Below are 12,347 nucleotides of genomic sequence, written 5' to 3'. Positions count from 1 at the left end.
GACTTGCATGAACGTTCGAATTTGTTTGTGGCTGGGCCTAGGCCTGTTCCCGTCGTGGGCCCAGGCCGCTCCCGAAATTGCCCAGTTGTACGCGCCAAAATTGCCCGAGGGTTCGGCATGGTTGCGGGTGGTCAATCCATCCGACACGGCCATGCAGGTACAGGTAGGCCAAGGCCTGAGCCTCACCCTCTCCGCCCCGAGTACAGTGGCCAGTCCCTTTCAGGTCGTCGACTCGCGGCAGCCGTTGCAGGTCACCGTCAATGGTCGCCAGATACAGGGCCTGAGCGCACCCAAAAGTGCGTGGGTCACGCTGATTCTCGACAGCGATCCGGCACGTGCACCACGCCTGGTGATCGACCCGCCCCAGCGCGGTAAAGACCTGCGCGCCGAACTCAACGTGTACAACCTGGGCAGCGGTTGCGAAAAGGCCAACGTCCAATTGGCCAATGGCGCTCCGGTATTCAGTCAGGTGCCGTTCAACGGACAAGCCCAGCGCACGATCAACCCGGTGCAGGCGACGCTGGTTGCCAGCTGCAACGAGCACAAAAGCCTGCCGTTGAAGCTGGAACCCTTCAAGGCCGGCGACCGTTACAGCCTGTTCCTGATCGGCTCCGGCCAGGCGCCACGATTGATTGGCCTTGTGGACCAGACCGCGCCATGACCTCTCCTTTCAAGCACGATCGCTTTACCCCTCGCCGGGCAGTTTCCACCGTGATTGCGGGTCTGCTGCTGAGCCTTTCGGGCACGGCCGTTCAAGCGTCATCGGCAGTGATCACGGGCAACGGCGGGTGGCTGTTCCCGGCCTGGGAAAGCCTGAGCAAGGTCGACAACACCGGCACTGCCCGCAACATTGCGCTGGTCAAGGAACTCCAGCAACAACTCGAACGCGAACACATCGGGCTGGTCGTGCTGGTGGTGCCGATGAAAGCGCCGTTCTATGCCCAGCGCCTGCCCGCCGATCAACCGATCAGCGCGGCGGTGATGCAGCGTTACGACCACTTGCAAAGTGACCTCTCTCGCGCCGGCCTGAGCACGCTGAACATCAAGCCCATCCTGCAAAACACCGAGCAAGGCAAACAAACCGCGTTTTACCGCGCCGACTATCACTGGACCGCCTGGAGCGCCGAAAACACCGCCGACGCCACGGCGCAACTGATTACCAAACGCTACCGGCTACAAGGCGAACCCGGTAGTGGCGCCGCACTGGGCCAGTGGTTCGACCGCCGCGCGTTCGGCGACCTGGCGAGCAACTTTCTGCCGGCAATCAAACGCAAGGCGATTGGCCGCGACATCTACACCGTTCGCCATCAGGCAGAAAACGATTTGCTGATCGATGACGCGCCGGCACCGGTGCAAGTCATTGGTAACAGCTTTGTCCAGCCTTACCTGGGTTTTACCCAGAAGCTCTCCAATGCCCTGGACCGCCCCGTCGCACTGACCTGGAACCCCGGCGATGTCGGCCCGTGGGCTACGCTGCTGCAATACCTGGAGTCGGCGGATTTTGCCCAACACAAGCCGCAAGTGATCGTCTGGCAATTCAATGAGGGGCAGTTCCACCTTGGCCCCGATGCGACTGCCAACTGGAACGCCAAGGGCGTCACCTCACTGAGCCAATGGCATCAACGCATCAACAAGGCACTGCCGTGAATATTTTTGGCTACACCGCCAGCCGCGCAACCGTGGCAGCGCTGTTGTTTGCCGTCACCCTCAGCGCAGGAATCAGCATGCTCTACATGACTAACAAGGCCCTGAGCCCGGGGATTGTCGGCATCGTCTGGCAGCCGGACAACAAGACGGTCGGCATCAAAGGCCACTGGGAAAAACTCGGTGCACGTGAACTGCTGGTGCAATGGACCGTCGTCGACGATCAGGCATTTGTTCCCGGTACCGGCCTGCCCAGCGTGCCAGTGCTGCCCGACTGGGCGCGTATCGCCAAGGCGCCGTGGGCGCAAGATGTGATCCTCGGCCTGGCGGGTTACTTCAGCGAAAATCGCTCGCGGGACAACATCGAGCAACTGGCTAAAGTCTCGGAACGCATCGCCAAACTGCCGACGCCGCTGCACGTCACCGGCTGGTATTTCCCTGCTGAAGTCGACCCCAGCTGGACACGCGCCAAAGAACTGCCTGCCCTGCTCGCCAAGCTGCCGCGACCCTTGTGGATCAGCGTTTACGACGGCGCCAATATCGGCCCCGCCGCCACCGCCGAATGGCTCAAGCAGTGGCTGCCAAATGACATTGGCGTGTTTTTCCAGGATGGCGTCGGTGTCTACGCCCGCACCGCACCCGTCGCCCGAACCTACGCCGACGCCTTGCGCCAGCGTCTGGGCAAAGACCGGGTGCGGATCATCGTCGAAGCCTTCCGCCCCAACTTCGGTGGCGGATTCCGTTCCGCCACCGCCGCCGAGCTCAAACCGCAGTTGGCCGCCTATGACGGTTACCCGCTCTACCTGTTCGACGGGCCGCATTACGTGACGCCTGAGTTGGTGGAGCAATTGGGGCGATAGTAGACAGGGAAACGTCAGGCGCGTGCTTTCGGGCAAAAGCGATCTCTTGCACCGGGGAACAATCGCCTTGAGCAGTCGCTCGACACTGCATCTGCCCACCGCTTAAAGTGCCGTCCCCTCATCAGTGGATCGCCACTAAAAATGACTGATACGTTGCAGGGCAGCTGCCTTTGCGGTGCCGTCCAATACCAGCTGCGGTCACGCCCCAAAGCAGTTTCGCACTGCCATTGCAGCCAATGCCGCAAAAGCCATGGCGCCGCATTTGCGAGCTACGGCAGTGTGTTGCGTGGCGACTTTGTTCTGGTACGGGGTGACGATGAGATCCAGTCTTACTCGTCCTCTGAATCTGTCGAGCGCCAGTTTTGCACTCGCTGCGGTTCGTCGCTCTTCTGGTCAAATAGCCAGGGCGAATACTCCGGTTGGATATCCATAGCCCTCGGTACGCTGGACACGCCCTTTACCAGCGACAAACAGAAGCATGTCGAGGCGACGTCCAAGGCGCCATGGCATGACATTGAGGATCACTGGCCGCAGTCTCGATAACAGCTACGGGTCCAGGCTGTTTGAAAACACTGGAGTCAGCCCCTGGATCGGGAGTTCAAATTCCGCTGCCGGGCTGCGCGCCCTCGAAACGAACCCTGTCACCCTCGAACAACAGGCCCATGGCAAGGTATCCCTCTCATACTTTTCAGAGCCCTAAGCCCTGCTACGCTTTAAATTCCTCGAATGGACTTGGGTAATCACTCAAGAAAACTCTGTTCCCCTTGGCGGTTGAGGTTGCGAAACGTGAGAGGCGAATTGATTGGGGCCGCCATCGTTATCTCGGTGATTATCATGACGACGCATGAGTTTATGGCCTGGACGTCTATCGAGAGCGAGCGAAAGGATACCGTGTGCAAGATTGCACAGGAGCATATGAAAAACCTGGAAATCCAAGCCCGGGCGATGGTTGCCGGGCTGTCTGTCGAAGCGTTGGCAGAGGCCGAGAATACTGAGGTCGGCAAATTGGTCAGGGCGTTGGATACGGCAAAAAATAATGCCGAGGTGGAAGCCGTCATAGAGGCACACGCCGCCGAGCTGGAGGCGCAGGAAGCGGCAGCCGATGCAGAGTTGAAAAACCAGGAGAGTCAGCTGTTTCTCGAACAGCAAGTCACAAAACAGCGAATAACGACTGACATCAAGCTGCAAATCAAACGCGCCAGGAAAGCTGTAATTGATGCCTGTGAGTAGTGCGTTCCTGGCTTCCACAAAAGGCTGCCATGGGTCGAAAAGGTCAGTCCCGGAATCAATCCACAATGAATAACCTGGCACCCGTGGTGCTGAACGATCGATGCCCCTCAGCGTTGCTACCCACTTGATAGCTCATCCCGGCGGTGAGCGTGAACTGGCGACCATCCTCCAGTTCCGTGTGCAACTCGCCTTCCAGGCACAACAGGATATGACCTCTCCAGCACCAGTGATCGGCCAGATAGCCGGGACTGTATTCAACCATCCGCACGCGGGTCGACCCAAACTGGCAGGTTCGCCACCAGGCGGTACCCGTTTGTCCGGCATGCTGGACAGCTTCGACAGTCGACCAATCGGTCGTACCAAAGGGAACAGCCGTCAGATCCATGGTTGCCTCATCAATCAAAGAGTGTCTGTAGACCGTAGCCATCCAGCGACATTCTCGATAGACACAGATGCCTCGCATTTGTGGGATACAGGCATCCATTCACGCATGAGGGCCTGAGGCAATCACGCTCGCATACACCCCTCGGTCGACATTCCCCCCAGACAGAATCACCCCGACCCTTTTGCCCTCCATGGTTTCACGCTCCTGAATAAGTGCTGCCAGGGCCGCCGCACCTGCCCCTTCAGCGAGGTTGTGGGTATCGGTGTAATAGATGCGCATAGCCTCGGCTATCTGGCTGTCGCTGACGGATACGATTCGCGCCGCCGCTGCCCCGTAGATGGCGAAAGCCTCGGGAACTGGCTTGCGCACGGCGAGGCCGTCGGCAAAGGTATTCGCCGAGGCGGTTTCGCACAGGGCACCCGCCTCAAACGATAACTTTGCAGCCGCAGCCTCTGTGGAAACCACACCCACCACTTGGGTGTTCAAGCCCAGCGCGTCGCGGGCGGCGATCACCGCGCAAATCCCCGAGCCACAGCCAATCGGTACGTAGACGGTATCCAGGTTCGGCGCCGCCTGGAACAGTTCCAGCGCATACGTGGCCACGCCTTTGACCAACTCGGTGTGGAATGGCGGCACCAGGTACAGGCCATGCGCTTGTGCCAGACGTGCAGCTTCTTCACGGGCTTCATCGAAATCGCGGCCGTACTCAACCACTTCGCCGCCGAAGCCGCGCATGGCATTGTTCTTTTCCGGCGAATTGCCTTCCGGCACGACGATCAACGCCCGCAAACCCAGCGCGCTTGCCGCCAGCGCCAGACTCTGGCCATGGTTGCCGCGGGTCGCTGAAACAATGCCCTTCACGTCCGGGTGCTCGCGTTTGAGCCAGTGCATGAAGGTAATGCCGCCGCGCACCTTGAAAGCGCCCGTCGGCGTGTGGTTTTCATGTTTGACCCACACCGTGCAACCCAGCCGCTCCGCCAGCAATGGCCAAGGGTACTGGGCGGTGGCGGGCATGACCTGGTATACGTGGCGAGCGGCTTGTTCGATATCGTCGCGAGTCAGTCTGTTCATGAAGCAGCTTCCCTGAGGTTTTTCCCAGTCTAGGAAGGGGTGCACTGCGCTGGCTTTCAAAAAACCGACCTGACTTTTGTGCGCCCTCTTCACTACTATGGTGTTCATGAGCCATCGAAACCGTCAGCAGCCATCGCTCGTTTCTGAACCGATCCGCCGTGTCGAGGCCGGCCCCTGGGCGATCGAATTGTTGCCCGGCTGCGCCTACACCGCCCGATATATAGCGACCCATGCGGCGATCGGTTTTGCCTTCGACAGCCAGCGCGGCCTGCACGCGATCGGCAGCGACCGGGTGCACCCCTTCGTCGCCACGCCCAATAGCCTGGCGTTCGTACCGGCCGGTTGCGACGTGTTGTCCGAGTCATCCAGCGGCGGTGAGTACCTGCGGGTCATACACACCGAAGGTATGGAATGGATGGGCGATCGTGCCTTCAACAATCGTATTGATCCGCAGGCCATGAGCCTCGCGCGACGAATGCGCAGCGTGCTGTTGAATGCCTCGGTGGATGACGATTGGGAAGCCTGGGCACTTGCCCTGGCTGAACGGGCGAAGGGGCACGACGCGTTGTCGGTACCGCTCCAGGGTTCTATCACCCACCGCCGTATGCGCCTGCTCGATGAGTTCATTGACGCTGGCCTTGAGGGCCCGCTCAGTGTGCAGGCGATGGCAGGATTGCTTGAATTGTCCGAAGGCTATTTCATGCGGGCATTCAAGAACGCGACGGGCAAAAGCCCGCACAGCTACCTGATCGACCGACGCCTCGCCAAGGCCCGTGCCCGACTGCGCGATTCAACCGCCAGCCTGTCGGAGATCGCCCTCTCCTGCGGTTTCAACTCCCAGGCGCACATGGCGACTGCCTTCAAGCAACGCCTTGGCGTGAGTCCGGCACAGTTGCGTAAAGGTTAACGGTCCGATAGCAGGCATTTGTAATGCACGGCGTAGCTCGGCAGAATCGCGTCCCGATCCGGCCAAAGGTGCCGGACGTTCGTGGTGAAAAGGGGCGGCAGTTGAACGAACAGACATTGTCCATGCGCCTGGAGCGCGTGGCGGCGCAGGTGCCAGCAGGTGCGCGCCTGGCCGATATCGGCTCGGATCACGGTTACCTGCCGGTGGCGTTGATGCGCCGTGGCGCCATCGCGGCGGCGGTGGCCGGCGAAGTGGCAGAGACGCCGTTCCGCTCGGCCGAGCGCACCGTGCGCGAGAACGGCCTGGACCGGCGGATCACCGTGCGCCTGGGCAATGGCCTGGCGGCGATCGAGCCGGCAGACGGAATCACGGCGATCAGCATCTGTGGCATGGGCGGCGAGACCATCCGCGATATCCTCGACAGCGGCAAGACGCGCCTGAGCGGCCAGGAGCGCCTGATCCTGCAGCCCAACGGCGGCGAGCAACCACTGCGTCAATGGCTGATGGAAAATGGCTACCGAATCCTCTTCGAGGAGGTGCTGCGGGAAAACCGCTTCGACTACGAGATCATCGTCGCCGAGCGCACAGGGTCGGTGATGTACACCCCCGAGGAGCTGTACTTCGGCCCGCTGCAGATGAAGAAACGCAGCCCCGCGTTTCTGGTCAAGTGGCAGCGCATCCTGCGTCATAAGCAGCAGACCCTGACCCACTTCGCCCGAGCGCGGCAGGCCGTGCCCGAGGAGAAGATGCAGGACGTCGCCCGGCAGGCCCGGTGGATCACCAAACTGCTGGCTTGAGCCCGCTACAGATGTTTTATTCCCTGTTTTTCGTCGAACGGATGAGATTGCCCCGTAGTTTCACGATTGCCTTCTGCATTTGCACGAAATCGTCAGGGTCAAGACCGGTTTGCGGGAAACCATCTTCCGTGAGGCCTTCACGCAGTTTTCGCCCTTCTTTTGTGAGGCTGATCCGCACCTGGCGTTCATCTTCCGGGTCGCGCTGGCGCAGCAGATAACCCATCGCTTCCAGCTTCTTCAGGATTGGCGTGAGGGTGTTGGATTCAAGAAAAAGCTTTTCGCCGAGACTGCCAACGGTCTGATTGTCTTCTTCCCACAACGCAACGAGAGTGATGTATTGCGTATAGGTCAGTCCCAGCCGTTCGAGCATTGGCTTGTAAGCCTTGCCGAAGGCGAGGTTGGAGGAATAGACCGCAAAGCACAGGAATTCGGAAAGCTTCAGGTCGAGGGCGGCTGTCTTGTCGGTAGTTTTCATGGACATTCTCTTTGGCCAGTCTTGCAAGACTGAAACTATACGTCGTATGCGATGGTGTCGGAAGTGCCAAAACCAGTAACAGTTGGGGCGCGTGCGTCCCAGACCCGGCATGCTCAGGGTCAGTCGGGCCCGCAGGAAATAGGCCGGGCCGGTCTGGCAGGCCCAAGGTGTCGAAGATTATTTGACGTCTCGACGACGAGCGGTGGGTGAGGAGTCGCGGCCCTTGGCTCGCAACCTCAGCCCACCGTCTAATCTGATAAGTACACGACTACACACACGCTGCTAGCCGCCTCTTGCAGGTAAACGCCATGACCGGAAAAACAGCACGTCAATGCTCGTCATGGATCCTGCCTTCACTGCTCGCCATCAACCTCGCGTTGCTGGCGGGATGTTCAGGTAAATCGCCCACTCCTCGCTATTCGGTCTCAAACGCTGGCTCAAGCTGTTATGCCAAAGCGCTGCCCACTTCCGGTGAGGGCGGCCTCGCTTGGGGGGACACCTTGAACATGGCGCGCCAGAAATCCCTGAATAACTGCATTCGCTATGCCGGCCGCTCCGGTGGCACGCCGGATACTTGCCAGGTGGTGTTAGCCGAGTGCAGAAACTAGGCGTACGGTCATGTGCGCGGGGCGCGCATTTCTGCAACGACGCATGACGGGATAGCAGGAGAATCCTGCCCTCCCCGTTTCCTGGCCAAAAAACAAAATTGCCATGTGTTTCCTTCGTTCTTCTATGCGTCGCAGTTCTTCACTGCCCGTTCCTGTCCGTCTGGAGTTTCTCAATGCCCTCGCCCAAATCCTTGCCCGCTGCGCTGCTGGGCTTGGCCCTTGTCTGTCCGCCCGTTGCCGAAGCCCAGGGCCTGGAGCTCGGACAAGTGCTGATCGGGGCTGAGGACCGGAGCGGCGAAGACGCGTCAGTCGAGGACGCCGAAGCCCGCCTTGCCGAAGTGCCCGGTGGGACCAATGTGGTTGATCTGCGCCGCCCCTTGCAGGGCCGCGTGGCCAGCAACCAGGATGTGCTGGCGTATCAGCCGGGCGTCTATGCCCAGTCTGCGGGTAACGAAGGAGTAAAAATCTCGATCCGCGGGTCGGGGATCAACCGTGCACCAGGCGCCCATGCTTCGGGTTTGTACAGCATGCTCGACGGTCTGCCGCTGACCGGCCCGGGCGGCACGCCCTACGAATTGCTGGAACCGCTGTGGCTCGACCACGTGGAAGTGCTGCGCGGCGCCAACGGTTTCGACCGGGGCGCCCTGGCCTTGGGTGGCGCGATCGATTACGTCAGCCACACCGGCTACAACGCACCGCGGTTGCAGGTGCGCTACGCCATGGGCAGCCACGGTTATCAGCAACGCCAGGTCAGCTCCGGTCAGGTGCTGGGCGATTTCGATTACTACGTGTCCATGACCGACGCGAGTTCCGATGGCTACCAGGACCACACCGCCAGCGAGAGCCAGGGCGTCATCGCGAACTTCGGTTATCGCTTCAACCCGAACCTGGAAACGCGTTTCTACCTGCGCTATCGCCAGACCGACAACGAGCTCGCCGGGCGGGTGACCAAGCGCTCCATCGAGCACGACTCACGGGCGGCCAACCCCGCTTACGTGTCGCGGGATGACAGCCGCGAGCAGCCGGGCAGTACCTTCATCGGCAACAAGACCACTTACTATATCGATGACGATTCGAGCATCCAGACCGGCCTTGTCTACCACGACTATCCCATGGACTTGCGCGAGGGGCCCAACCGCCTGAAGGTCGCGTACACGGATGTCAGCGGCACGTTCGACTACAAGCGTCGCGACACACTCTGGGGTATGGAAAGCCGCAGTACTCTGGGCCTGCGAGTGACCAAGCACCTGCCCAATGCCGGCGCGAGTGAATGGGTGCGCATCCCCACCGGCAACACCGCCCGCTACACGCCAGGCACACACATTCGCAATTTCACCTATCAGGGCTCGGACACCGTCCTGCATATAAGCAACGACCTGGAGATTGCCAACGACCTGTGGCTGACGACCGGTCTTGCCGCGATCTACACCCGCCGCGAAAGTGCCGTGACCTATCCGCAAGGAGGCGGCAAGACCAGCCTGAACGACTGGGACTACGCCCCACGTTTAGGCTTGCGCTATCAATTGACGCCTGATTTGCAACTGTTCGGCAATCTCAGCCGCTCGGTCGAAGCGCCACACCCTTGGTCGCTGATCTACAGTTCCAACATTCGATTCCCGGCAGGCAGTGGCGTCGCCACAGGTGCGCAGCGCGACCCGATCAAGCTGCAAAACCAGACCGCGACCACCCTGGAAATTGGCGGCCGTGGCGACAGCGCGATGGGGCAATGGAGCCTGGCCTGGTACTTCGCCCAAGTGCGCCACGAGTTGCTCTCGGTGCTCCCCGACGCCACCGCCACCACGCCTTACGAGCTCAACGCCAGCCCCACCGTGCACCAGGGCGTGGAAGCCAGCCTGCAAAGCACCCTGTGGTCGCGGGACGATGGCGGCCAACTGAGCCTGCGCCAGAGCTACACCTTCAGTGATTTCCACTACCGCGATGACGACCGCTTCGGTGACAACCGTCTGCCGGGCCTGCCGATGCACTACAACCAGGGCGAGCTGCGCTACGACTGGCCGCAAGGCTTTTTCGCCGCGCTCAACACGCAGTGGGTGTCCAAAGTTGCGGTGGATTACGCCAACAGCTATTACGCCGATCCCTATACGCTGTTCGGCGCGACTCTGGGTTACAACGCGGTCAAGGGCGACTGGCAGACCTGGCTGGATATACGCAATCTGACTGACAAGCACTATGCCGTCACCGTCACTCCGGGCTATGACGACAAAGGGCTGGACGCAGCACGATCTACGCCGGGTGAAGGTTTGGGCGTGTATGTCGGGGTGTCGTGGAGTTTGCTCTAGATTGAGTTGGACCACTTCAGTAGCTTCCTCAAGGGGCAGGTTCTGCCGCGCAGCCTTGCGACGTTGCAGGAGTTCGGCATCGCGATTGACGGTCTGAGCAGTAAAGGCAATGACGCCTTCCATTGTCATCAGCGTCTGCGACAAGGCCGCCGGCGAGGCATTCCCGGCAAAACCTGCAGCCTGCCTGAGTCACCCCTGATCCTTGCTTGAGCATTCCTTTGAATAACAAATAAACGCCGGTGTGGCGAGATAGGGAAAACTCTATCTCGCCACACCGGCGTCGTAGCAGTCGGCAGTACCCGCTATCAGTTCTGCGCTTTGCTCATTTTAGTGAACAGCTCGGTCGGCACTTTCTTGCCATTGGAGGTGAACTGGTTAGTGCGGAATTTGTAGACCTCGCCTTCAGAGAGGAAGCCGTCGTTGTTGGTATCCATCGCCTTGAATTCCTCACCGCCTTTCGGGGCCACAGCCAGCAATTCTTTCAGGGAAACACGGCCGTCGTGATCGGTGTCTGTACGTGCAAAGGAAGCGTCGCCGCATTTGCCTTCACCGCACTTGCCTTCACCAGCCTTGGTGACCTTGGCGCCGGTTTCACTGGCGCCGCACTTGCCTTCGCCACACTTGCCTTCACCAGCCTTGGCGCCGGTTTCGCTGGCACCGCACTTGCCTTCGCCACACTTGCCTTCACTGGTCTTTTCCGCTGCGGCGAGTTGGTAGCCTTGAGGCAGTGCTTCAGCAGCGAAAGCGGACGACGCGAGGTTCATGCAGCCAACCAGCGAAACAGCCATCAGGCCAATACGGGATTTGTTCGAGAGACGGGACATGGTTATTACTCCGGATACGGTGTGCGGTGAGGCCGTTTAGGGTCATGCCACCAGGGCGGTAAGCCGTGGTGCGAGGTGCGTTTGCTTTCTCGCTAAGGCCAGGTTATTTGACTGCATCCGTGTATCCCGGATGTATCCGGATCGAGGGGCATTTGTACATCAGCATCTGTACAGCGGCTCTGGATACACTGCGATACACATGCCGCGCTCTTTTGATCCTGGTGGTCTGGAGCCCCTGAGTAATCCCGCATCAAACGCATTCCTGTGGCGAGGGAGCTTGCTCCCTCCGGACCACGCAGCGGCCCCAAAAGAGCCATACTGTTCAGCATGACCAGTGCAACTTTCCGCTTCTACGAGGAGCTCAACGATTTCCTGCCGGCCGAACGGCGGCGGCAGTCATTCACCTGCAAGTGCGCGCAGGGGGCGACCGTCAAGCACATGATCGAGGCGCTCGGGATACCGCACACTGAGGTCGAACTGGTGTTGCTAAACGGCGAGTCGGTGGGCTTCGAGCGGATGATCTTCGACGATGACCGGCTGGCGGTATATCCCAAGTTCGAAGCGCTGGACATCAGCCCGCTGCTAAAGGTTCGAGCACAACCTTTACGGGTGCTGCGCTTCGTCGCTGATGCACACCTGGGCGGGCTGGCCAGTCTGCTGCGCATGAGCGGCTTCGACACCCTCTACGACAATGGCTTCGAGGATGGCGAGATCGCTGAGATCGCTGCGCAGCAAGGACGCATCGTGCTAACCCGCGACCGCGAGCTGCTCAAGCGGCGGATCATCAGCCACGGCTGTTACGTGCATGCCCTGAAACCGTCGCTGCAGCTGCGCGAATTGTATGAGCGCCTCGACCTGGCGCGTAGCGCGCGGCCATTCAGCCTGTGCCTGCATTGCAACCTGCCGCTGCACGAGATCAGCCCCGACCTGGCCCGGCTGAAGGTGCCTCCACGGGTTGGAGCCCTCTATTCGCGCTTTCTGCGCTGCGACGCCTGCCAACGGATTTACTGGGAGGGTTCGCACTGGCGCGGCATGTGTGCACTGCTGGCACCCTTGCTGGACCGATAGCCGAGCGCATCGGACCAGACCGTTTAACCTCGGGCAGAAGAACCGGGTGATCGTAGACTTCGTCTTCGTCGACAATACTCTTTAGCAGCTGGGACATCGGCCCGTTGAGCCCTGGGAAAATCCTGGAGCTCCCTCGTTTGAAGCCGGCATTATTGAAAAGAAGCTGCGGATCCCAGTT

General features: G+C 60.3%; 14 protein-coding genes and 1 pseudogene. 11 read left to right on the top strand and 4 right to left on the bottom strand.

What is annotated here, in order from left to right; genetic code table 11:
* Nucleotides 1-7 precede the first annotated feature (7 nt).
* The 5 genes from PMI01S_RS19130 to PMI01S_RS31725 all read left to right on the top strand — a co-directional run bounded on the left by PMI01S_RS19130 (nt 8) and on the right by PMI01S_RS31725 (nt 3,734).
* Nucleotides 8-661: an alginate O-acetyltransferase AlgF gene (locus PMI01S_RS19130; RefSeq protein ID WP_084321649.1), complete on the top strand. Its 654-nt coding sequence runs from the start codon at nt 8-10 to the stop codon at nt 659-661.
* Nucleotides 658-1,647 carry an alginate O-acetyltransferase AlgX-related protein gene (locus PMI01S_RS19125; RefSeq protein ID WP_084321648.1) on the top strand — a complete coding sequence of 330 codons (990 nt, stop codon included), beginning with the start codon at nt 658-660 and terminating at the stop codon, nt 1,645-1,647. Before PMI01S_RS19130 ends, PMI01S_RS19125 begins: the two co-directional genes overlap by 4 nt.
* Entirely contained in the window at nt 1,644-2,504 is an 861-nt protein-coding gene (locus PMI01S_RS19120) for an alpha-amylase family protein (RefSeq protein WP_371850929.1), read from the top strand. The genes PMI01S_RS19125 and PMI01S_RS19120 overlap by 4 nt, the downstream gene beginning before the upstream one ends.
* Nucleotides 2,505-2,645: 141 nt before the next feature.
* On the top strand, nt 2,646-3,047 hold the full coding sequence (locus tag PMI01S_RS19115) for a GFA family protein (protein ID WP_084321646.1): 402 nt from the start codon (nt 2,646-2,648) through the stop codon (nt 3,045-3,047).
* A gap of 243 nt (nt 3,048-3,290) precedes the next feature.
* The gene (locus PMI01S_RS31725; protein WP_167362927.1) at nt 3,291-3,734 is read left to right on the top strand and encodes a hypothetical protein; all 444 of its coding nucleotides are present in this window, start codon (nt 3,291-3,293) and stop codon (nt 3,732-3,734) included.
* Nucleotides 3,735-3,789: 55 nt separating this feature from the next.
* Here PMI01S_RS31725 and PMI01S_RS19105 read toward each other — a convergent pair whose 3' ends face one another.
* Nucleotides 3,790-4,119 (bottom strand): DHCW motif cupin fold protein, encoded by a 330-nt coding sequence (locus tag PMI01S_RS19105; protein ID WP_084321721.1) that lies wholly within the window; start codon nt 4,117-4,119, stop codon nt 3,790-3,792.
* A gap of 99 nt (nt 4,120-4,218) precedes the next feature.
* Nucleotides 4,219-5,190, bottom strand: a complete 972-nt coding sequence (locus PMI01S_RS19100) for a threonine dehydratase (RefSeq protein WP_084321645.1) — start codon at nt 5,188-5,190, stop codon at nt 4,219-4,221.
* Between the two features lie 97 nt (nt 5,191-5,287).
* On the opposite strand from PMI01S_RS19100, the gene PMI01S_RS19095 reads away from it, so the two are divergent.
* A complete protein-coding gene (locus PMI01S_RS19095; RefSeq protein WP_084321644.1) occupies nt 5,288-6,097 on the top strand; it encodes a helix-turn-helix transcriptional regulator in 810 nt (269 codons plus the stop codon).
* Between the two features lie 101 nt (nt 6,098-6,198).
* Nucleotides 6,199-6,894 carry a tRNA (adenine(22)-N(1))-methyltransferase gene (locus PMI01S_RS19090; protein ID WP_304362841.1) on the top strand — a complete coding sequence of 232 codons (696 nt, stop codon included), beginning with the start codon at nt 6,199-6,201 and terminating at the stop codon, nt 6,892-6,894.
* 16 nt (nt 6,895-6,910) lie between these two features.
* Here the strand turns inward: PMI01S_RS19090 and PMI01S_RS19085 are convergent, their stop codons facing one another.
* Nucleotides 6,911-7,369 carry a MarR family winged helix-turn-helix transcriptional regulator gene (locus tag PMI01S_RS19085; RefSeq protein ID WP_084321642.1) on the bottom strand — a complete coding sequence of 153 codons (459 nt, stop codon included), beginning with the start codon at nt 7,367-7,369 and terminating at the stop codon, nt 6,911-6,913.
* A gap of 308 nt (nt 7,370-7,677) precedes the next feature.
* Between PMI01S_RS19085 and PMI01S_RS19080 the strand changes: the two genes are divergently transcribed.
* The 3 genes and pseudogenes from PMI01S_RS19080 to PMI01S_RS19070 all read left to right on the top strand — a co-directional run.
* Complete coding sequence (locus PMI01S_RS19080; RefSeq protein WP_084321641.1) at nt 7,678-7,977, top strand: hypothetical protein; 300 nt, start codon at nt 7,678-7,680, stop codon at nt 7,975-7,977.
* A gap of 173 nt (nt 7,978-8,150) precedes the next feature.
* Nucleotides 8,151-10,277, top strand: a complete 2,127-nt coding sequence (locus PMI01S_RS19075; protein WP_084321640.1) for a TonB-dependent receptor family protein — start codon at nt 8,151-8,153, stop codon at nt 10,275-10,277.
* A 21-nt stretch (nt 10,278-10,298) separates the two neighbouring features.
* A pseudogene (locus tag PMI01S_RS19070) lies at nt 10,299-10,443 on the top strand (arsenate reductase ArsC); the annotation flags it as partial.
* Nucleotides 10,444-10,582: 139 nt separating this feature from the next.
* Here the strand turns inward: PMI01S_RS19070 and PMI01S_RS19065 are convergent.
* Nucleotides 10,583-11,101 (bottom strand): HvfA family oxazolone/thioamide-modified RiPP metallophore, encoded by a 519-nt coding sequence (locus PMI01S_RS19065; RefSeq protein ID WP_084321639.1) that lies wholly within the window; start codon nt 11,099-11,101, stop codon nt 10,583-10,585.
* 327 nt (nt 11,102-11,428) lie between these two features.
* Here PMI01S_RS19065 and PMI01S_RS19060 point away from each other — a divergent pair, with 327 nt between their 5' ends.
* Nucleotides 11,429-12,169 carry a Mut7-C RNAse domain-containing protein gene (locus PMI01S_RS19060; RefSeq protein ID WP_084321638.1) on the top strand — a complete coding sequence of 247 codons (741 nt, stop codon included), beginning with the start codon at nt 11,429-11,431 and terminating at the stop codon, nt 12,167-12,169.
* The last annotated feature ends 178 nt before the right edge of the window (nt 12,170-12,347 follow it).

Source organism: Pseudomonas migulae NBRC 103157 (assembly GCF_002091715.1).
Taxonomy (GTDB): domain Bacteria; phylum Pseudomonadota; class Gammaproteobacteria; order Pseudomonadales; family Pseudomonadaceae; genus Aquipseudomonas; species Aquipseudomonas migulae_A.
Note: the sequence above shows the minus strand (reverse complement) of the source record. Positions and strands in the feature narration are given on the sequence as shown.